The organism is Schumannella sp. GW821-FHT10F01 (assembly GCF_058809295.1).
Window position 1 is genome coordinate 61,781 of the sequence record NZ_JBXASM010000009.1, and the last position, 17,628, is coordinate 79,408.

General features: G+C 74.1%; 21 protein-coding genes. 14 read left to right on the plus strand and 7 right to left on the minus strand.

The features are described 5' to 3' along the window. Window positions 1–64 precede the first annotated feature (64 nt). Window positions 65–928 carry a non-homologous end joining protein Ku gene (gene ku / locus AC1RSJ_RS11520; RefSeq protein WP_493118528.1) on the plus strand — a complete coding sequence of 288 codons (864 nt, stop codon included), beginning with the start codon at window positions 65–67 and terminating at the stop codon, window positions 926–928. A 53-nt stretch (window positions 929–981) separates the two neighbouring features. Here the strand turns inward: ku and AC1RSJ_RS11525 are convergent, their stop codons facing one another. Next, window positions 982–1,248: a DUF7218 family protein gene (locus tag AC1RSJ_RS11525; protein ID WP_493118529.1), complete on the minus strand. Its 267-nt coding sequence runs from the start codon at window positions 1,246–1,248 to the stop codon at window positions 982–984. A 158-nt stretch (window positions 1,249–1,406) separates the two neighbouring features. On the opposite strand from AC1RSJ_RS11525, the gene AC1RSJ_RS11530 reads away from it, so the two are divergent. Next, window positions 1,407–1,739, plus strand: coding sequence for a DUF7882 family protein (locus AC1RSJ_RS11530; RefSeq protein ID WP_493118530.1), 333 nt, complete (start codon window positions 1,407–1,409; stop codon window positions 1,737–1,739). Here AC1RSJ_RS11530 and AC1RSJ_RS11535 read toward each other — a convergent pair. Together AC1RSJ_RS11535 and AC1RSJ_RS11540 are read right to left on the minus strand one after the other, a co-directional pair. Then, the gene (locus tag AC1RSJ_RS11535; RefSeq protein ID WP_493118531.1) at window positions 1,711–2,835 is read right to left on the minus strand and encodes a YhjD/YihY/BrkB family envelope integrity protein; all 1,125 of its coding nucleotides are present in this window, start codon (window positions 2,833–2,835) and stop codon (window positions 1,711–1,713) included. The two genes, AC1RSJ_RS11530 and AC1RSJ_RS11535, sit on opposite strands and share 29 nt — an antisense overlap. Continuing rightward, window positions 2,832–3,368, minus strand: a complete 537-nt coding sequence (locus AC1RSJ_RS11540) for a DUF6328 family protein (protein WP_493118532.1) — start codon at window positions 3,366–3,368, stop codon at window positions 2,832–2,834. The genes AC1RSJ_RS11535 and AC1RSJ_RS11540 overlap by 4 nt, the downstream gene beginning before the upstream one ends. Window positions 3,369–3,477: 109 nt before the next feature. Here AC1RSJ_RS11540 and AC1RSJ_RS11545 point away from each other — a divergent pair, with 109 nt between their 5' ends. From AC1RSJ_RS11545 to AC1RSJ_RS11570, 6 genes are all read left to right on the plus strand, one after another. Beyond that, entirely contained in the window at window positions 3,478–4,887 is a 1,410-nt protein-coding gene (locus tag AC1RSJ_RS11545) for an FAD-binding oxidoreductase (protein ID WP_493118641.1), read from the plus strand. 55 nt (window positions 4,888–4,942) lie between these two features. After that, window positions 4,943–5,539, plus strand: coding sequence for an MDR/zinc-dependent alcohol dehydrogenase-like family protein (locus AC1RSJ_RS11550; RefSeq protein ID WP_493118533.1), 597 nt, complete (start codon window positions 4,943–4,945; stop codon window positions 5,537–5,539). 36 nt (window positions 5,540–5,575) lie between these two features. Continuing rightward, window positions 5,576–5,926 (plus strand): hypothetical protein, encoded by a 351-nt coding sequence (locus tag AC1RSJ_RS11555; RefSeq protein WP_493118534.1) that lies wholly within the window; start codon window positions 5,576–5,578, stop codon window positions 5,924–5,926. Window positions 5,927–5,951: 25 nt separating this feature from the next. Beyond that, window positions 5,952–6,737, plus strand: coding sequence for a hypothetical protein (locus tag AC1RSJ_RS11560; protein ID WP_493118535.1), 786 nt, complete (start codon window positions 5,952–5,954; stop codon window positions 6,735–6,737). A 9-nt stretch (window positions 6,738–6,746) separates the two neighbouring features. Then, window positions 6,747–9,278: a PrsW family intramembrane metalloprotease gene (locus AC1RSJ_RS11565; RefSeq protein ID WP_493118536.1), complete on the plus strand. Its 2,532-nt coding sequence runs from the start codon at window positions 6,747–6,749 to the stop codon at window positions 9,276–9,278. A 174-nt stretch (window positions 9,279–9,452) separates the two neighbouring features. Then, the gene (locus AC1RSJ_RS11570) at window positions 9,453–9,797 is read left to right on the plus strand and encodes a nuclear transport factor 2 family protein (RefSeq protein ID WP_493118537.1); all 345 of its coding nucleotides are present in this window, start codon (window positions 9,453–9,455) and stop codon (window positions 9,795–9,797) included. Here the strand turns inward: AC1RSJ_RS11570 and AC1RSJ_RS11575 are convergent. After that, window positions 9,769–10,293 carry an O-acetyl-ADP-ribose deacetylase gene (locus AC1RSJ_RS11575; RefSeq protein ID WP_493118538.1) on the minus strand — a complete coding sequence of 175 codons (525 nt, stop codon included), beginning with the start codon at window positions 10,291–10,293 and terminating at the stop codon, window positions 9,769–9,771. The two genes, AC1RSJ_RS11570 and AC1RSJ_RS11575, sit on opposite strands and share 29 nt — an antisense overlap. Before the next feature lie 88 nt (window positions 10,294–10,381). After that, window positions 10,382–11,572, minus strand: a complete 1,191-nt coding sequence (locus tag AC1RSJ_RS11580) for a MarP family serine protease (RefSeq protein WP_493118539.1) — start codon at window positions 11,570–11,572, stop codon at window positions 10,382–10,384. A gap of 155 nt (window positions 11,573–11,727) precedes the next feature. Between AC1RSJ_RS11580 and AC1RSJ_RS11585 the strand changes: the two genes are divergently transcribed. Continuing rightward, window positions 11,728–12,651 carry a hypothetical protein gene (locus AC1RSJ_RS11585; protein WP_493118540.1) on the plus strand — a complete coding sequence of 308 codons (924 nt, stop codon included), beginning with the start codon at window positions 11,728–11,730 and terminating at the stop codon, window positions 12,649–12,651. A gap of 109 nt (window positions 12,652–12,760) precedes the next feature. Next, a complete protein-coding gene (rpsO, locus tag AC1RSJ_RS11590) occupies window positions 12,761–13,030 on the plus strand; it encodes a 30S ribosomal protein S15 (RefSeq protein ID WP_493118541.1) in 270 nt (89 codons plus the stop codon). 91 nt (window positions 13,031–13,121) lie between these two features. Here rpsO and AC1RSJ_RS11595 read toward each other — a convergent pair whose 3' ends face one another. After that, window positions 13,122–13,658, minus strand: a complete 537-nt coding sequence (locus AC1RSJ_RS11595) for a hypothetical protein (protein WP_493118542.1) — start codon at window positions 13,656–13,658, stop codon at window positions 13,122–13,124. A gap of 104 nt (window positions 13,659–13,762) precedes the next feature. Here AC1RSJ_RS11595 and AC1RSJ_RS11600 point away from each other — a divergent pair, with 104 nt between their 5' ends. Together AC1RSJ_RS11600 and AC1RSJ_RS11605 are read left to right on the plus strand one after the other, a co-directional pair. Beyond that, window positions 13,763–14,701: an NADP-dependent oxidoreductase gene (locus AC1RSJ_RS11600; protein ID WP_493118543.1), complete on the plus strand. Its 939-nt coding sequence runs from the start codon at window positions 13,763–13,765 to the stop codon at window positions 14,699–14,701. 23 nt (window positions 14,702–14,724) lie between these two features. Continuing rightward, entirely contained in the window at window positions 14,725–15,156 is a 432-nt protein-coding gene (locus tag AC1RSJ_RS11605) for a hypothetical protein (RefSeq protein ID WP_493118544.1), read from the plus strand. Window positions 15,157–15,162: 6 nt separating this feature from the next. Here AC1RSJ_RS11605 and trxA read toward each other — a convergent pair whose 3' ends face one another. Continuing rightward, window positions 15,163–15,555, minus strand: coding sequence for a thioredoxin (gene trxA, locus AC1RSJ_RS11610; RefSeq protein WP_493118545.1), 393 nt, complete (start codon window positions 15,553–15,555; stop codon window positions 15,163–15,165). 137 nt (window positions 15,556–15,692) lie between these two features. Between trxA and AC1RSJ_RS11615 the strand changes: the two genes are divergently transcribed. Then, the gene (locus AC1RSJ_RS11615) at window positions 15,693–16,910 is read left to right on the plus strand and encodes a sensor histidine kinase (protein ID WP_493118546.1); all 1,218 of its coding nucleotides are present in this window, start codon (window positions 15,693–15,695) and stop codon (window positions 16,908–16,910) included. Next, window positions 16,907–17,572 carry a response regulator gene (locus tag AC1RSJ_RS11620; RefSeq protein WP_493118547.1) on the plus strand — a complete coding sequence of 222 codons (666 nt, stop codon included), beginning with the start codon at window positions 16,907–16,909 and terminating at the stop codon, window positions 17,570–17,572. The genes AC1RSJ_RS11615 and AC1RSJ_RS11620 overlap by 4 nt, the downstream gene beginning before the upstream one ends. The last annotated feature ends 56 nt before the right edge of the window (window positions 17,573–17,628 follow it).

A 17,628-nucleotide genomic window follows, 5' to 3' on the forward strand; every position in this document is an offset into this window, starting at 1 on the left:
CTCCCAGCGGATGCCCCGCCCGCCTCCCTATCGGAATGGCAACCTTCAAGGTCAGAATGAACCCATGAGGTCCATCTGGAAGGGCTCGCTGAGCTTCGGCCTGGTCAACGTGCCGGTGAAGCTCTACTCCGCGACCGAGGACCACGACGTGCCACTGCACCAGGTGCACGACAAGGACGGCGGTCGCATCCGCTACCAGCGCATCTGCGAGATCGACGGCAAGGTCGTGCCCTACGAGCACATCGACCGGGCCTACGACGACGGCGGCGAGACCGTCGTGCTCACGAAGGACGACCTCGAGTCGCTGCCGGTGGAGCGCAGCCGCGACATCGACATCGTCGAGTTCGTGCCGACCGAGCAGATCGACCCCATCCGCTTCGAGAAGAGCTACTACCTCGCCCCCGACTCGAAGTCGGTGAAGGCGTACACGCTGCTGCGGCGCACCCTCGAGAGCGAGGACCGCACGGCGATCGTGCAGTTCTCGCTGCGGCAGCGCACCCGGCTCGCCGCGCTCCGCGTCATGGACGACGTGCTCGTGCTGCAGACCCTGCTCTGGGACGACGAGGTGCGCGAGGCCGCGTTCCCGGAGCTCGACGAGCATCCGCGCATCTCGGCGAAGGAGCTGGAGATGTCGAAGCAGCTCGTGGAGAGCTTCGCCGGCGACTTCGACCCGACCGCGTATCGCGACGAGTACCAGGTGCAGCTGCGCAAGCTCATCGACGCGAAGCTCGAGCAGGGCGAGTCGATCGACACCGAGGCGACCTTCGGCGCGCAGGAGGACGAGGGCGGCGAGGTGCTCGACCTCATGGAGGCCCTGCGCCGCAGCGTCGACGAGAAGCGGGGATCGGCGAAGGGCGCGGGCCCGAAGTCCAAGTCGACCACCGCGAAGACCGCCGCGAAGAAGCCCGCGAAGTCGAAGAGCGCCTGAGCCGCGGTCCGACCTGAGCCGCGCCGCTGCGCCGTCGCGCCGCCGGCGCGGCCTCAGCGGTCGCGCAGCATCCTGACGAGCTCGGCCTTCCGCTTGCCGGAGTACCCCTCGATGCCGAGCTCCCTGGCGCGCTTCCGCAGGTCCGGCACGGTCCAGTCGTCGTACGACCCGGACTCGCCGCCCTTCCGTGCGACCGCCTTCGTGCCCCGCGCGGCTGCGGCGTTCGAGATCCGGGCCGCCTTCTCCTTGCTCGCGCCGTCGTCGCGGAGCTCCTCGTAGAGCTCCGGCTTCTTCAGGCTGCTGTTCCGTCGTCCCGGCATGGCGCGACGGTAGAGCCGTCGGCGGCGGGGGTTCCGGCGGCCCCAGGTGATGCCCAGCATCCCGGCTCCCGGCACGGTCCGGTCGGTGCAGTGACGCGCGCATGCTCTGCTTACACTGGGCCCCGGATGACGCCCGGAGCGGGTGGGGAAGGACGGACGTGGGAAAGCTGCTGTACGGCAACCTCAAGTCGGAGATCGTGCTCGACGACCGGGTGCTCGCGCATCTCCAGGCCGTCGTCTCGAGCAAGCTGCGCCGCGGCGAGGGCTTCTTCATCAACTGGAAGGACGACCCGTCGATCGGCGACGGCCACAGCGCCGCCTGGATCGGCCCCGGCATCCCGATGTTCTTCAAGTACTTCGGCTCGAAGCCGATCGAGCTCAACCGTCAGTGGCTCGAGGCCCTGACGATGTCGGCGAACAGCAACGGCGGCCTCCAGCTCACCGACGAGCCGAGCATGTCGCTCACCGGCCCGGCGTCGAACCAGGACTGAGGTCCGGCGCGACCTCATCGACCGGCTGCTCGGACGCCTCGTCGGCGCGCTCGCGTGCCGCGTCGCGGAGCCGCTCGGCGTCCGCGATGTCCTCGCTCCGCTGGGCGGCGAGCCGCAGCACCCGCTCCGTGCGCTTGAGCGGCACGACGATCTCCTCCTCGGCCGCGACGCCCTCCTCGAGCTGGCGGACCCGCAGCAGCTCGGAGTCGAGCTGCACGCCGATGAGCAGTGCGGCGTTGCTGAGGTAGAGCCAGAGCAGTCCCGCCAGCAGCAGGCCGAGCCGGCCGTACAGGTGCCCGTACGCGCCGGTCAGGCCGACGTAGAGGGCGAACAGCCCGGTGAGCAGTGCCCAGACGCCGAGCGCCATCGCCGATCCGAGCGTGAGCCACCGCAGCCGGGGCAGCCGGACCCCTGGCGCGGCGTAGTACAGCACCGAGATGAGCAGCACGAGCACGACGACGAGCACCGGCCACTTGGCGATGTTCCAGATCGTCTCGATCACCGGATCGACGCCCCGCCGCGCCAGGATGTCGCCGGACGCGGTCGGCGTGAGCAGGAGGATCGCGGCGGCGATGGAGGCGAGCACGACCACGACGACCGCGACCGCGACCATCTGGGCCCGGAACAGCGGCCAGCGCCGACCCTCCTGGCTCTCGTAGACGGCGTCGACCGCGCGGCCGAACGCGGCCGCGTAGCCGGAGACCGTCCAGATCGTGAGGAGGAGGCCGAGCAGGAGGGCGACACCCGGGTTCTCGAGGCGGAGCAGCTCGCCGAGCGCGTCGTGCACGGTCTCGCCCGAGTCCGGCGCGAAGGTGGTCGCGATCGCGGTGAGGTCGTCGACGGCTCGCGCCCGCCCGTCGAGCAGGCTCACGGTCGTCACGGCCAGCAGCCCGGCCGGGAGCAGCGCGAGCGCGCCGAAGAAGGTCAGGGCCGCCGCCGAGTCGTAGGCCCGGCCGCGCAGGAAGCCGCGCCAGGCGCGCCGGAGCACGAGCGTCCGGCGGGAGGGGAGGTCGTCGTCCCGCTCCGTGCGGGCCTCGCCGGGGGCTCCGCTCGTCGTCGTGGCGGAGGTCGGCTCCGCGGCGTGCGCCGGGCTCACGACTCGCGCCCCCGCGCTCGGATGGCGGTCGGCAGGCCGATCCAGAGTCCCGCGATGATCGCGGCCGAGGCGATCGCGGCGACGATCGCCGCGACCGGCCCGACGACGACGTCGAAGATCAGCGCGGCGGTTCCCGCGAACACGAGCGCCACGAGCGTCAGCGTCACGAGCATGAGCGCGTGGGCGACCTCGACCAGCTCCGACTTGAGCCGGCGGCGGAACAGCGAGCGATGCAGTGCCACCGGGGCCAGCCCGAGCACGGTCGCGAGCACGGCGACCACGACGAGCGCGAGGTAGAGGGCGACCTGATCGCCGGTCAGCGAGCCGAACCGCTGCTGGAATGCGAGCGTGAGCAGGAAGCCGGTGAGGATCTGGGTGCCGGTCTGCAGCACCCGGAGCTCCTGGAGCAGCTCGACCCAATGGCGGTCGGAGCGCTGCTGCGCGGTCTCCGGACGGCCGTCCCCGGGGACCGCGTCGTCGTGCGGGGCGTCGTCCGCGTCGGCGGGGCTCCGGTGGTCCGGGTTCGCGGGCATGTCCTCGATGGTAGGGAGTCGGCGAGGTCGCCAGGCTCGGTGCCCGGGGCGTGCTCGGTAGACTCGGAGCGAGGAGGCCGGCGCTGTGACCATCGAATCCGTCGACAGGATGAGCCGTCTGCGCGACCGCCTCGGCGACGCGCTCCTGATGGGGGACGCAGCGCTCGAGGCCGCGCGATCGGACCGCTCCGGGCACGTCTCGGCCCGGCGGCCGCTCGCGGTCGTGGAGGCCCGCACGATCGAGCACGTGCAGGAGACCCTGCGCTTCGCCACCGCCCACCGCATCCCGGTGGTGCCGCGCGGCGCGGGGACCGGCCTGGCCGGGGCCGCGATCGGCGACGCCGGCGAGATCGTGCTCTCCACCCGCTCGATGGACGCCCTGCTCGAGGTCTCGGTCGACGACGAGCTCGCCGTCGTGCAGCCCGGCATCATCAACGCCGAGCTCAACGAGCGGCTGTCCGAGCACGGCCTCTGGTGGGCACCGGATCCCGCGAGCCGCGCCATCTCGACCGTCGGCGGCAACATCGCCACGAATGCGGGCGGCCTGCTCTGCGCGAAGTACGGCGTGACGCGGGAGGCGGTGCTCGGGTTGAAGGTCGTGCTCGCGGACGGCACGCTGATGGAGTTCGGCCACCGCACGGTCAAGGGCGTCACGGGCTACGACCTCACCGCGCTGATGATCGGGTCGGAGGGCACGCTCGGCGTCATCGTCGAGGCCACGCTGAAGCTGCGGCCGCTGCCGCGCGGCGGCGTCGTCACCATCGCGGCCCGCTTCGACGACGTGGAGCGCGCGGCGCGGGCCGCGGCCGTGATCACCGCGCGCGGGCTCCGGCCGGCGATCCTCGAGCTGCTCGACCGCCGCGCGGTGGCCGGCATCGCCGAGCACCTCGAGCGCCGCGGCGTCGTGCCCGCGATCCGCACCGACGGCGTCGCGCTGCTCGCGCAGACCGACGGCGAGGGTGCCGCGGCCGAGGCGGAGTCCGTGCTCGCCGTCATCCGCGGGCTCGGCGGCGACGCCGTGCTGACGGCCGACCGCGACGAGGGCGAGCGGATGTTCGCGCTCCGCCGCGCGTTCCATCCGGCGATGGAGGAGCGCGGCACGGTGCTCATCGAGGACGTCTCGGTGCCCCGCAGCGCGCTGCCGGCGATGTTCGCCGCCATCGAGCGGATCGAGGCCGAGACCGGCCTGGAGATCCCGACCGTGGCGCATGCGGGCGACGGCAACCTGCACCCGAACTTCGTGTTCGAGGCCGAGCACGACGCGCACGGCCGACCGGTCGTGCCCGAGGCGGTGTGGGACGCGGCGGACCGGCTGTTCCAGACCGCGCTGCGGCTCGGCGGCACGCTGACCGGCGAGCACGGGGTCGGCATCCTCAAGCGGCGCTGGCTCGCGGACGAGCTGGGGGAGCCCCAGATCGAGCTCCAGCGGCGGCTCAAGGCCGCGTTCGATCCGCTCGGCATCCTCAATCCCGGGAAGGTGCTGGGAGGCGCGGTCGCGAGTCCGACAGTCGGGGAATAGCGAGCAGGGCGGCCTCGTTATCTGGGAGCGAGAGGGGGATCCCCTGAACCTGATGATGACCGCACTCCCTACCACTGCGCCGGACTCGTCCGGCATCCTCCGCCGTTCCACCGGTGTCGTGCCGCGGCCCGGTGCCGGCCAGCTGCGTCTGCGCCCGACCGCCCGCGGCCGGGGCTTCGTCGTGGGCGAGGTCGAGGCGAACGGACCCGACACGGTCGGCTTCGCGAACCACGACCGCGTCGCCTGGCGCGACACCTCGACCGAGCTGCCCGAGCTGCTGCTGATCGACCAGGACGACGTGCTCGGCGTTCCCGACTGGATCACCGACGACCAGGTCGTCACCCTGCTCGGGCCCGGGCTCGTGGCCCGCGCGCTGCTCCGCAGCAGCGGACCCGTCGGCCGCGGCGACGCGGTGCGGGTCATCTCCACGGATCCCGTCGTGTCGCGCCTCGCCGCCTCCTGGGCGAAGTCGCTCGGCGCGCGCATCGTCGACTCCGGCCCCGCGGTCGAGCTGCGCTTCGCAGACGGCCGGCGGCGTGCCGTGCCGTCGAGCCATGGCCGGCTCGCCCAGGCCGCCGTCGACGTGTTCCAGGCGATCCGCAGCGGCGTGTTCGACGACGCGGCCGACGACGGCGCCGCCAGCGCGGCCTGATCGACCCGTCGGCGCGCGCCGCCTAGGCTGGTCGCCATGAGCGGCGACCCGGAGACCCAGGCGGCCGCGCGCCGCTGGGACGACGCGCGCGAGGCCGTCGTCCCCGTGATCGGCGAGCGGATGACCGCGCTGGTCGTGCACGCCCTGCTGGCCGCCGCGGGCCGCGACGACCTGGCCGATGAGCTCGCGGCCGAGCTGCGCGAGCAGGGCGACGACCCGGCGGCGCCCGCCGTGACCGAGGTCGAGGCGTCGCTGCTCACCTGGGCCCGCGAGGCCGGTGCGGACGCGGACGGCTCGGCCGACCGCCGCCTCGACGCGACGCTGAGCGACGGCACGCGCGCCCGGCTGCTCGAGCTCGCGGCCGCGGCGCGCGACCGCTCGGCCTGAGGGCGCGGCGGTAGGTTCGACGTCGATGGAGAACCGCGCCCTGCTGCTCGCCGCCCTGTTCCTCGGAGCGGTGACGGTCCTGCTCCTCGTGGTCGACGCCGTGACCGCCTCGATCGAGGCCCGCCGCGCGCGCGACGACGACGAGCTCGAATCGCTGTCGGAGCGGCGCATCCGCGATCTCGTCTGGACGATCGCGATCACGGCGGTGCTGTCGGTCGGCGTCGCGTTCACGGTCGACTCCGTCATCCGCTCGTCGGTCAACGTGCACGGCGACCTCAGCGCGGTGCTCGGGCTGCTCGTCGCGAGCACCGGTGCGGTCTTCGTGGTCGGGGTCGTCGGCGCGCTCTCGGCGGTGCGCCGCGAGCGACCGAGCTACGCGCGCATGCGCCGCGACCTGCGCGATCGGGAGTCGCTGTCGATGGAGCCCGTCGAGCTCCGCGCCTTCCAGCAGCGGCTCCAGCGTGCCGACCGGGTGCGCGAGCGCCGCTACAGCACGTCGAGCCTGCTCCGCGTGGTCGGGCTCGTCATCGTCATCGCCGTCGCGATCGGCACCGTCGCGACCGGCGGCCTCGCGGACGGGCGGATGCTCGCGCTCGGCGTCGCGGAGGCGATCGTCGCGATCGTCGCCTTCATCGTGGGACTGCGGGCGGCCGAGGTGCGCCAGACGGCCGTCGAGTCGGTGCTCGCCGCCCAGCGCGCCGAGGTCGTCTCGATGCTCGAGCGGGCCAAGATCCCGCCGCGCGCCCGGGTGCCCGGGCTCTCGCGGCGCGTGTCCCGCGCGCTCGCGATCCTGAGGGAACAGCAGAAGTAGGGTGAGCGCATGAGCTACGGACAGCCCGCACAGCCAGGTCCCGCGCAGCCCGGTCCGGGCGGCTGGGGCCAGACGCCGGCCTCGGCGCCCGCGCAGGTGCGCGCCGAGACGCAGCAGTCCCCGGCCGCCGCGCTCGGTCAGCCCGCCCCGAAGAAGCGCGGCGCCCTGTTCGTCGTCGGCATCGTCGGCATCTCGGTCGCCGGGCTCGCCCTGCTCATCGCGCTCGCCTACACGCTGCTCGAGCTCGGCGTCGCGGCCGTCGCGGGCGGCGTGCTCGCGCTCATCCCGCTCGCGATCGTGCTGCTCGGCATCTGGTGGATCGACCGCTTCGAGCCGGAGCCGTGGCCGGTGCGCCTGTTCGGCTTCCTCTGGGGCGCCGGTGTCGCAGTGATCTGGGCCCTGCTCGTGAGCCTCGGCGTGCAGATCTACGAGCTCACGAGCGGCTCCGACCCGACGTCGGAGGGCTCGCAGTTCTTCGGCGCGGTCATCCAGGCGCCGATCATCGAGGAGTCGTCGAAGGGCCTCGGCGTCCTGCTGATCTTCCTCATCGCCCGCAAGTACTTCGACGGGCCGGTCGATGGCATCGTCTACGCGGCGACGGTGGCCGGCGGGTTCGCCTTCACGGAGAACATCCTCTACTTCGGCCGCGCGATCGACAGCGGCGGCGGGCTCGGCACCGTGCTGATGACGTTCCTGCTGCGCGGCATCATGTCGCCGTTCGCGCACGTGCTCTTCACCTCGTGCACGGGTCTGGCGATCGGCATCGCCGCCCGCTACGGCAACCGCTGGCTCGGCGTGCTCGGCGCGGTCGTCGGGCTCATCCCGGCGATGCTGCTGCACGCGCTGTGGAACGGCTCGTCGTCGATCGTGCCCGGGCTGTTCGGCTTCTTCATCTTCTACGTCGTCGTGGAGGTGCCGATCTTCGCCGGCATGATCGTGCTCGTCGTGTTCCTGCGGCGGGCGGAGTCGAAGCTCGTGGTGAAGCGGCTCGGCGAGTACGCCGCCGCCGGCTGGTTCAACGCCTCCGAGATCGCCTCCCTCGGCACCGCGGCCGGTCGTGGACGCGCTCGCGCCTGGGCCCGCACCGTCGGCCGTGCGAAGCTCATGAACACCTACATCCGGGATGCGACGCGCCTCGCGATGACCCGGCAGCGGATCGTCACCGGCGCCGTGCGCGCGCAGTCGCAGCTCGACGAGCGCGAGCTGCTCGACGCCGTGACCGCGAGCCGTCGGGCCCTGCTCGGCGGCGGACCGGGCGCGCCTGCCGTCGGGGGTCCCGGCCAGCCCGCGCCCGGCGGGCCGGCGCCCGGCGAGTACAGCCAGTACGGGTACACGGGGGCGCCGCAGGGCGTCGCGCCGCAGCAGTTCCAGCAGAGCCCGTACGTGCAGACCCACGCGCCGGTCGCGGGAGCGGGTGCCGCGGTCGCGGCGGCACCGGTGGCGCCCTCGCCCGTCGCGCCCGAGCCCGTCGAGCCCTCGCCGGTCGAATCCGCGGCGTCGTCCTCCGAGTCCACCCCGGCGAGCGGCTCGTGGAGCATCGCGGCGGAGTCCGAGGTCGAACGGGCCGAGCCGGTCGGCGACGACGCGATCGAGACCGGCGGGGGAGCGGCGCCCGCGACGCCGAGTGCGCCCGCCTCCGTCGAGACGCCGTCGGAGCCGTCCGAGTCGCCCGCGGCGGCGGCCGCGCCCCCGGCGGAGACCCCACCCGCGGCGGCGCCCGCACCCGCAGCGGCGGCCGCGCCCGCGGCACCCGCGCCCGTGACGCCGCCGAGCGCGGGGTATCCGGCGGAGGCGGCCCCGGCTCCGGAGCAGCCGGCGTTCCCGGCTGCTCCGCATCAGCCCGCCGCACAGCCCGAGCCGCAGAGGCCGTGGGGCCAGCAGGCGGCCGCACCGCAGTACGGCACGCCGCAGGTCGACACACCGCAGTACGGCACACCGCAGCCCGGCACCGCGCCGCAGGCCGGGGCGCCGTGGCCGCAGCCGTCGCAGCCGCACGCTCCCCAGCAGGGCGGATGGGGCGGATCCCCCTCGGGCGCCCCCGCGCAGCCCGCCTACGACCCCTATCGCGCCGCGCCCCCGCAGCCCGCGCCGCAGCAGCCGGGTGGTTGGAACGGCCAGCCCACGCCGCCGCAGCCCGGGCCGCCCCAGCAGCAGCCGGGAGCATGGAACGGTCAGCCCGCCGCACCCCAGCAGCCGGGCGCATGGAGCCCCCAGTCCGCCGCACCCCGGCAGCCGGGCGCATGGAGCCCCCAGTCCGCCGCTCCGCAGCAGCCCGGCGGGTGGACCGCACCCGGTGCACCGCAGTCCGCCCCTGTCGCGCCGGCGGCCCCGAGCACGCCGGCGGCTCCGAGCACGCCGCCGCCGGCTCCGTTCTCCTCGACGACCCCGCCGGGCGTCCCGGCGCCGAGCACGCCGCCATCGGCACCGCCGGCGCCCCCGGCCCCGCCCGCCGAGCCCGCAGGCGGGTCCGACGACGCCGCGGACGAGACGGACGATCGTCCGCGTCCGGCATCGCCGTGGGGTCCACCGCCGCAGTTCTGACCTGCGGGCCGCAGGCGAGGCGCCACGTTAAAGACTCATCGCCCAGTGGCGGGTCAGTGACTCCAGCACTTCTGGGCGATGAGTTGGTCTGCCCTCAGGGTGCACCCGTGTCCGTGCGGCGTCAACCCCCGGTGCGCCGCCCCGCGTGTCATCGGACAGGTGTAGACCGGCCCCATGACGAGAGCAGAGGACTGGATCGCGGGCTATGTGCGGGCGTGGCGCAGCGATGACCGGCTGGAGATCACCGCGCTCTTCACCGACACTGCGGAGTACCTGACCGCGCCCTGGCGCGAGCCGATCCGGGGCGCCGCCGCGATCGCGGACTGGTGGATCGCGGAGCAGGAGCCGTCCGAGCCGGGCTTCGAATGGGAGGTCGTCGTCGAGACCCCGGACACGGCCGTCGTGCAGGGGCGCACGGTCTATCCGGGCGACGAGACCTTCGTGAACCTCTGGGTCATCCGCTTCGCCGACGACGGGCGCGCCGCCGCGTTCACGGAGTGGTGGATGATCCCGTCCTGAGCGCAGCGCGGTAGGCGGCCTCGGCGGTCGCCCCGAACGGCACGAACACGACCTCCTCGACCCGGGTGACCGTGCCGGCGACCGTCTCGACCGCCGCCCGCACGGCGTCGTCGAGCGGCCAGCCGTAGACGCCGGCGCTGATCGCCGGGAAGGCGACCGTCCGGGCGCCGAGCTCGTCGGCGACGCGGAGTGACTCGCGATAGCACGACTCGAGTTGCGCGCGGGTGCCGCGACCGTGCACGGGGCCGACGGTGTGGATCACCCAGCGCGCCGGCAGCCTGCCGCCGCCGGTCGCGACCGCGGAACCGGTCGGCAGCCCGTCCGGGTAGGCGTCCCGCCGCAGCGCCCGGCACTCGGCGAGGATGCCGGGCCCGCCCGCCGCGTGGATCGCGCCGTCCACCCCGCCGCCGCCGAGCAGCGACGAGTTGGCGGCGTTGACGACGGCGTCCACCTCGATCCGGGTGATGTCGCCCGGGCGGATGCTCATCCTCGTCATCCGGGCAGGCTACGCCGCCCATCCGCGTCCGAAGTGTCTCGTCCCTCCCGGTGCGGACCGCGGCTGCGGTGCCGCCGAGCGGGCACGGTCAGCCCTTGGTGCAGTGCCCAGGGTCGACCGCGGCGCCGAGGGCGGCGGCGCGCGCGGCGACCGGGCCGACGACGGCCGGGCCGATCGCGTAGCCGAGCTCCGGGTCGTCCGCGTTCTCGGCGAACACCAGTCCGGCGACGGTGCCGGCGGAGGTGAGGAACGGACCGCCGGAGTTGCCCGGCTCGACCTTCGCGGCGAGCGTGTAGATCTGCCGCGGGTTGCGGCTGTCGCCGTAGATGTCCTCGACGCGCTCGGTCGACAGCGCGAGCACCTGCGCGCCGCCGGTCGTGAACGGACCGCCGTACGGGTAGCCGTCGATCACGCCGTCGGTGCCGACCGCCTGCTCGGCCGCGAGCCCGAGCGGCGCCGCCCGCAGCCCGTTGGTCGCGAGCACGGCCAGGTCGTTCACCGGATCGAAGTACACGACGCGCGCCTGCACGGCCTGGCCGTCCGGGGCGTCGACGACGGGCGCGCTCACCCCCGCGACCACGTGCGCGTTCGTGAGGATGCGGTCGGCGGCGACCACGAAGCCGCTGCCGGACTGGTTCTGGCCGCAGGCGTACGCGGTGCCGTTGATGCGCACGACGGATCTCGCGGCGGCCTGGAGCGCCGAGGTGCCGGTGTCGACCTCGGGGGCGCCCGGCGACTCGGTGATGCCGCCGAGGGCCTCGCCGATGCGGGGGAGCCCGGACTCGAGCACGAGCGACCGCAGCCGGGCGACGCCCGCCTGCACCGGCGTGGGCGTGACCCGGTCGATGCCGCGCAGCACCCAGGATCCCGCGGCCGCCTCCGACACGACGGGCGCGCCGAGCGACTGCAGGCTGCCGAGCACGAGCGAGCTCGAGAGGGCGGCGACGACGAGCGCGAGCGCGGCGCCGACGATGCGGTCGAGCACACGCAGCGGGCGGCGGGTCGAGAGCGGACGGCTCGCCGCCTTGCCGACCGCGCTGCCGGCGGCGTGCAGCCCGACGATGAGCAGCACGGTGGCCGCGATCGTGGCGACGATGCGCCAGGTCGGGTCGGGGATGAGCGGCACGAGCAGCGGGATGCCGAGGAACGCGATCACGGCGCCGACGATGAGCCCGACGACGGCGCCGACCGTCCTGGCGAAGCCGTCCCGCCATCCGACCACCGTGTAGGCGAGGAGCAGGAGGATCAGCACGACATCGAGGATCCTGGCTGCGATCACGTGTCCTCCTGCGCCGGCGCCTCGTGCTGGTGCGCCGCAGACAGTCTGCCGGATCCGGCCGGGAACGAGCGGCACCGGCCCGGCCCCGTTCTGGGGATGCCGCGGTGCGCGGCCGCGCGCGTAGCGTCGGAGGCGTCTTGGGGGAGGCGATGATCATGCTGCAGACGGTCCGACCGGACGTGACGGCGTCGGAGCACGACTCCGTGGCGCTCGCGAGCACGGCGCCGGTCGTCATCCCGGATCCGGCCACCGCGCCGCGGCCGCCGCTGCGCAGCCTGCGCGGTCGCCCCGCCGGCGCCGCCGCGATGCGCCGCTGCCTCGAGCTCCAGGCCTACTCGTCCACCCCGCGCGGCGCGCTCGCCCGGCTGATCGGCCGCGATCCGCTCGCGCCGTCGGCCCGCGAGGCCTTCGCGGAGGCCCGCGCCGAGGAGCGCGTGGCCAGGACCGTCGACGCGCTGGCCGGCTGGTCGGTGCTGCACTCGCTGCCCGTCTCCGCCGACGGCGGCGACCTCGCGCACCTGCTCGTCGGTCCCGCCGGCGCGGTGCTGCTCGTCACCCGCGACTCCCGCGGCCGCCGCGTGCGCGCCGCGGGCGACACGCTCGGCTCGAGCGCCGGCGACGAGTCGGCTGTGCTCGACGCCCTCACCCTCCGCGAGGACGTCGCCAGCCGCCTCGGCGTCGCGCTCGGCCGGCACGTGCCGGTGTCGGCCGCGGTCGTGCTCGTCGGCTCCGACCCGGCGTCCATCGAGCGGACGGCCGTGCCCGTGCTCTTCCTCGACCAGCTGCACGCCTGGCTGGCCCACCTGCCCGGCGCGCTCGAGGCTGACGAGGTCGCCGACCTCGCCGCCGCGGCCGAGCTCGCCGACGTCTGGCGCCCGCGTCCGTCGTCGGAGCTGTCCGACCCGGTCGAGGTCGCGGCCTTCCGCCGGCTCGAGGGCGAGGTGCGCTCCGCCCGCACCCGTCGCGCCGCCTGGGCCGTCGGCGGGATCGTCGCCGCCGTCGTCGTGGTGTTCGGCAGCGCCGCCGGCGGCGCGCCCGGCACGCTGATCCACTCCGTCGCGGAGCTCGTCGTCCGCTGAACCTCGCGCCTGGTAGCATTGCCAGGTTGCCGTCAGAACGGCCGCGGACACAGAGCGCCCGCTCCATCGGGGAGCGAGCACCGCGCAACGAGTGAAAGGGGATCCCTCTATGGCCCTGGATGCAGACATCAAGAAGGCGATCATCGACGAGTACGCCACCACGCCCGGTGACACCGGTTCCCCGGAGGTGCAGGTCGCGATCCTCACCAAGCGGATCAAGGACCTCACCGAGCACCTCAAGGAGCACAAGCACGACCACCACTCGCGTCGTGGACTGCTGCTCCTGGTCGGCCAGCGCCGTCGCCTGCTGGGCTACCTGCAGGACATCGACATCGCCCGCTACCGCTCGCTCATCGAGCGCCTCGGGCTCCGTCGCTGACGGTTCGCCGCTGATACCGCGAGCTTCTTGACGAAGGCCCGCCGCCCCTCGGGGCGGCGGGCCTTCGCCGTTCGCGGAGCCGGACGGCGCGTCAGCGACCTCGCGCGTAGGAGATGGCGCCGCGGATGCCGGCGATGATGCCGAAGACGACCGGGCCCCAGAGCAGGATGAAGTGGTCGCCCGGTGCGAAGAGGAACGTGCCGAGCGTGATGATGATGCCGAGCGCGGCGATGCCGAAGCCGAAGACCATCAGCTTCACGCCCGGGGCGCTCCATCCGGTCGGGCGCGGCGCGGCCGCGTACTGGTGCTGCGGCACGGCGCCGAACTGCTGCGGGGCGCCGTACTGGCCCGGCTGGCCGTACGGCGGCGGCTGCTGCCCGTCCTGCGGCGCGTACTGCCCGGGCTGGGCGTACTGGCCCTGCTGCGGCTGGTACTGGCCGGGCTGGGCGTACTGGCCGTCCTGCGGCGCGTACTGCCCGGGCTGGGTGTACTGACCCTGCTGCGGCGCCTGGCCCCACTGCTGCGGCTGCGAGTACTGGCCCGGGTCCTGCTGCGGTGCGGCCGGGGCGGCGTAGCCGGGCGCCTGCGGCACCGCGGGCTCGGGGGAGGTCTGTGCTGCGTCGCTCATCGATAGATCCCTTTCCAGATGCGGACGGATGCTCAACATACTCCCGAGCGACGGCGGCCGGGCCTCGCCGCGCCACCCCAGTTCGCGGCGCGTAGCCTGGCGTCATGGTCCCGGGCACCGAACGCGCCGTCCGCTTCGACCGCTTCGGCGGACCGGAGGTCTTCACCGTCGCGGAGGTGCCCGAACCGCATGCCGGGCCGGGCGAGGTCCGGGTCCGCGTGCACCACGCCGGGCTCAATCCGGTGGATGCGAAGATCGCGGCCGGCGGGCCGAGCCGTCACCGCGTCGAGCTGCCCTCCGGCAACGGCAACGACTATGCCGGGGTGGTCGACGAGGTCGGCGTCGGGGTCGACGGCGTGCGGGTGGGGGACCGGGTCTTCGGGGGCCACCGGTTCTTCGCGCAGGCCGACCATCTCGTCGTCGCCGCCGATCGCGTGAGCCCCGTGCCGCCGGGGCTCGGGCTCGTCGAGGCGGCCGTGCTCGACATCGCCGGCCGCACGGCCTGGGCGTCAGTGCAGGCCGTCGGCGTGCGCGCCGGCGACACCGTGCTGGTCGGGGCGGCCGCGGGCGGCGTCGGGGTCTTCGCCGTGCAGCTCTGCCGGCTCCGCGGCGCGCGGGTGATCGGCACCGCGTCGGACGACACGGCCGCCTTCCTGCGCGATCTCGGTGTCGAGCCGGTGGCCTACGGCGACGGGCTCGCTGACCGGGTGCGGGCGATCGCGCCGACGGTCGACGCGGTGCTCGACTACGCCGGACGCGGCACGGTGGAGGTCGGGCTCGAGCTCGGCGTCGCCCCAGACCGGATCAACACGAACGCGGACTCCGCCGCCGTCGAGCGACACGGTGTGCGCAACGCCGGCGCGCACACGACCCCGGGCCTCGACGAGCTCCGCGCGCTGGCCGACCTCGTCGCCGCCGGGGAGGTCTCGGTGCCGATCGCGGGCCGCGCGCCGCTCGAGGACGTGACCGCCGCCTACACCCGGCTCATGGACGGCCACGTGCACGGCAAGCTCGTGCTCGACCTCGTGCGCGCCCGTCCCTGAGGCGGCGTCGGTAGTCTCGCCGCATGGCGTTCTTCAAGGCGAAGGCGGGCGACCCGTCGCTCCCGCGCACCGACCGCGGCTCCGGGTCGCTCGACGACTACGACTTCGATCTGCGGCCGCGCAAGCGCAAGGACATCACGATGCGCCTCGAGGCGAGCGATCCGTGCCAGGAGGAGCTGCAGGCCATCGTCGACGCCGGCGACGGCGAGCTCGCGACGATCACGCCCGCGCGGAACCAGGAGGAGGACGGCCGGGACGCGCCGATCGAGGTCCGCCTGTTTGCGGGGCGCCGGGTCAGCGGACCGGTCGGCCGCGTGCCGCGCGGGCTCGAGGCCGTCTTCGACCAGGCCGTGCGCCGGCTCGAGGACCGCGGCGACAAGCCGCGCATCCCGGCCGTCATCGTGAAGACCCGTCAGGGACTCCGCGTCGACCTGCGGATGGCCGAGACGCGCTGACCCGGATCAGGCCCGTGCGGGGCCGTCCTCGTCGGTGACGTCGGCACTCTCGGCGATCTTCGCCTTGATGGCGTCCATGTCGAGCGCCCGCACCTGGGCGAGCAGGTCGTCGAGGGCCGGGCGGGGGAGGGCGCCGGCCTGCTTGAAGACGCCGATGCCGTCGCGGAACGCCATGAGCGTCGGAATCGCCTGGATGTCGGCCGCGCCGGCGAGGCCCTGCTGCGCGTCGGTGTCGACCTTCGCGAAGACGACGTCGTAGTTGTCGTTCGACGCCGCGTCGTAGATCGGCGCGAACGCCTTGCACGGGCCGCACCAGTCGGCCCAGAAGTCGACGAGCACGATGCCGCCCTCGAGGACGGTGGATTCGAAGTTCTGGTCGGTGAGCTCCACGGTGGCCATCCCATAAGGGTAGGCGGCGCATCCGAGCCCTCGCTGGCCGCTCGGAGTACATCCCCAGGATGATTCCGGGGCGCCGCCAGGACGATTCCGGGCCGCCCGGCCGCCCGCCGCGCCGCGCGGTGCGTACCGTGGACCTCATGTTCCGCCCGATCACGCGACGGCAGCTGATCGCCGACGTCGTGATCGCGCTCGTGCTGGTGCTCGTCGGCTACCTGCCGGCGATCGCCTACAACTCCTCCGGCGCCGAGGTCTTCACGCTCATCGGCCTCTCCGGCGCACTCGCGCTGCGGCGGCTGTCGCCCGGGCTCGCGCTCGGCGCGGCCTGGCTCGTCGCGCTCGTCGAGATGGCGATCGGCATCAACCCGATCGGGCCCTCGAACCTCATCATCCTCGCGATCCTCTACGCCACCTCCGCCTACGGCAACCGCGTCGTCCGCTGGCTCGGGTTCACCTCCGCCTTCGTCGGCGCGGCGTTCGTCGGCGTCTACACGACGCTCGTGATCCGCGGGGTCGGGTCGCTCGCCAACTCCGGCATCAGCGGCATCCTCGCGGCGATCGGGTCGGCGGCGTTCGCGTTCGGTGCGGCCGTCGCCGGGTTCCTCCTGGCCTGGACGGTGGGCCTGCTGGTCGCGACCTGGCGCCGCGGACGCCAGAGCCAGGCGCAGGTCGTGCAGGCCGAGCGCGAGGTCGTCGCCGAGCAGGAGCGCACGCGCATCGCCCGCGACATGCACGACGTGGTCGCCCACTCGCTCGCCGTCGTGATCGCCCAGGCCGACGGCGCGCGCTACCTCCGCGCGAGCCAGCCGGAGGCCGTGGACGAGGCGCTGCAGACCATCGCCGGCACGGCCCGCGAGGCGCTGGCCGACGTGCGGGTCCTGCTCGCCCAGCTGCGCCACACGCAGGGCGACGCCCCGCAGCCGGCGCTCCACGACCTCGATCGGCTCTACTCCCAGCTGCGCGCCGCCGGCCTCGACCTCCGCGTCGAGTCGACGGGCGACTCGATGCCGCTCGGCACCTCGACGCAGCTCGCCGTGTACCGGATCGTGCAGGAGTCGTTGACGAACGCGCTCCGGCACGGCGACCCCGCGGCCGAGGTGCTGGTGCGGTTCGACTGGACCGCCACCGGCCTCCACCTCTCCGTCTCGAACACCGTGCGCGCACCCGCGACGCACCCCGGCGGGCCGCTCGGCCACGGCCACGGGCTCGCCGGCATGACCGAGCGCGCCAGCCTCGTCGGCGGCAGCCTCAGCGCCAAGCAGACCGGCCCCGTCTTCGTCGTGCGCGCCTGGCTGCCCGGCGGCCTCACGGGCGCGATGCCGCTCGCGCTCCTCCCGGAAGGAACTCCCACCACATGACCGATCGCATCCGCGTCGCGCTCGTCGACGACCAGTCGCTCTTCCGCACCGGCATCCGCATGCTCGTCGCCTCGCAGCCCGATCTCGAGTTCGTGGGGGAGGCCGGCGACGGGCTCGAGGGCATCCGCCTGGCGTCCTCGACGAAGCCGGACGTGATCCTCATGGACATCCGGATGCCCGTGCTCGACGGCATCGACGCCACGACCCGCATCCTCGGCGGCATCCCGGCCGGCGCGCCGGCCCCGCGCATCATCGTGCTCACGACCTTCGACCTCGACGAGGCAGCGACCCGCGCGATCCGCGCCGGCGCCTCCGGGTTCGTGCTCAAGGACGCCGACCCGGAGTTCCTGCTCGCTGCGATCCGCACGGTGCACGCCGGCACCTCGGTCATCGCCGCGAGCGCCACCCGCGAGCTGTTCGAGCAGTTCGGCTCCCGATCCGCCGCGCGCACGGAGCCCGAGGCGTTCGGCGAGCTCACCGCACGCGAGCGCGAGGTGTTCCTGCTCGCGGCGCAGGGGCTGTCGAACTCGGAGATCGCGGGACGCGAGTACGTCAGCGAGGCGACGGTGAAGACGCACATCAGCCGCATCCTCGCGAAGCTCGGCCTCCGCGACCGCGTGCAGCTCGTCGTCTACGCCTTCGAGAACCGCCTCGTCGACTGAGCGGACGACGAGGACGGCCGCCCGGTCATCCCCGCGGATGACGGCCTTCCGCCCGA

What these genes read in the sequence shown, in the direction of transcription:
- ku (WP_493118528.1), top strand. Translation starts at nt 65, where the DNA reads ATGAGGTCCATCTGGAAGGGCTCGCTGAGCTTCGGCCTGGTCAACGTG.
- AC1RSJ_RS11525 (WP_493118529.1), bottom strand. Translation starts at nt 1,248, where the DNA reads ATGCCGGGACGACGGAACAGCAGCCTGAAGAAGCCGGAGCTCTACGAG.
- AC1RSJ_RS11540 (WP_493118532.1), bottom strand. Translation starts at nt 3,368, where the DNA reads ATGCCCGCGAACCCGGACCACCGGAGCCCCGCCGACGCGGACGACGCC.
- AC1RSJ_RS11545 (WP_493118641.1), top strand. Translation starts at nt 3,478, where the DNA reads ATGAGCCGTCTGCGCGACCGCCTCGGCGACGCGCTCCTGATGGGGGAC.
- AC1RSJ_RS11550 (WP_493118533.1), top strand. Translation starts at nt 4,943, where the DNA reads ATGACCGCACTCCCTACCACTGCGCCGGACTCGTCCGGCATCCTCCGC.
- AC1RSJ_RS11555 (WP_493118534.1), top strand. Translation starts at nt 5,576, where the DNA reads ATGAGCGGCGACCCGGAGACCCAGGCGGCCGCGCGCCGCTGGGACGAC.
- AC1RSJ_RS11560 (WP_493118535.1), top strand. Translation starts at nt 5,952, where the DNA reads ATGGAGAACCGCGCCCTGCTGCTCGCCGCCCTGTTCCTCGGAGCGGTG.
- AC1RSJ_RS11565 (WP_493118536.1), top strand. Translation starts at nt 6,747, where the DNA reads ATGAGCTACGGACAGCCCGCACAGCCAGGTCCCGCGCAGCCCGGTCCG.
- AC1RSJ_RS11570 (WP_493118537.1), top strand. Translation starts at nt 9,453, where the DNA reads ATGACGAGAGCAGAGGACTGGATCGCGGGCTATGTGCGGGCGTGGCGC.
- AC1RSJ_RS11575 (WP_493118538.1), bottom strand. Translation starts at nt 10,293, where the DNA reads ATGACGAGGATGAGCATCCGCCCGGGCGACATCACCCGGATCGAGGTG.
- AC1RSJ_RS11585 (WP_493118540.1), top strand. Translation starts at nt 11,728, where the DNA reads ATGCTGCAGACGGTCCGACCGGACGTGACGGCGTCGGAGCACGACTCC.
- rpsO (WP_493118541.1), top strand. Translation starts at nt 12,761, where the DNA reads ATGGCCCTGGATGCAGACATCAAGAAGGCGATCATCGACGAGTACGCC.
- AC1RSJ_RS11595 (WP_493118542.1), bottom strand. Translation starts at nt 13,658, where the DNA reads ATGAGCGACGCAGCACAGACCTCCCCCGAGCCCGCGGTGCCGCAGGCG.
- AC1RSJ_RS11600 (WP_493118543.1), top strand. Translation starts at nt 13,763, where the DNA reads ATGGTCCCGGGCACCGAACGCGCCGTCCGCTTCGACCGCTTCGGCGGA.
- AC1RSJ_RS11605 (WP_493118544.1), top strand. Translation starts at nt 14,725, where the DNA reads ATGGCGTTCTTCAAGGCGAAGGCGGGCGACCCGTCGCTCCCGCGCACC.
- trxA (WP_493118545.1), bottom strand. Translation starts at nt 15,555, where the DNA reads ATGGCCACCGTGGAGCTCACCGACCAGAACTTCGAATCCACCGTCCTC.
- AC1RSJ_RS11615 (WP_493118546.1), top strand. Translation starts at nt 15,693, where the DNA reads ATGTTCCGCCCGATCACGCGACGGCAGCTGATCGCCGACGTCGTGATC.
- AC1RSJ_RS11620 (WP_493118547.1), top strand. Translation starts at nt 16,907, where the DNA reads ATGACCGATCGCATCCGCGTCGCGCTCGTCGACGACCAGTCGCTCTTC.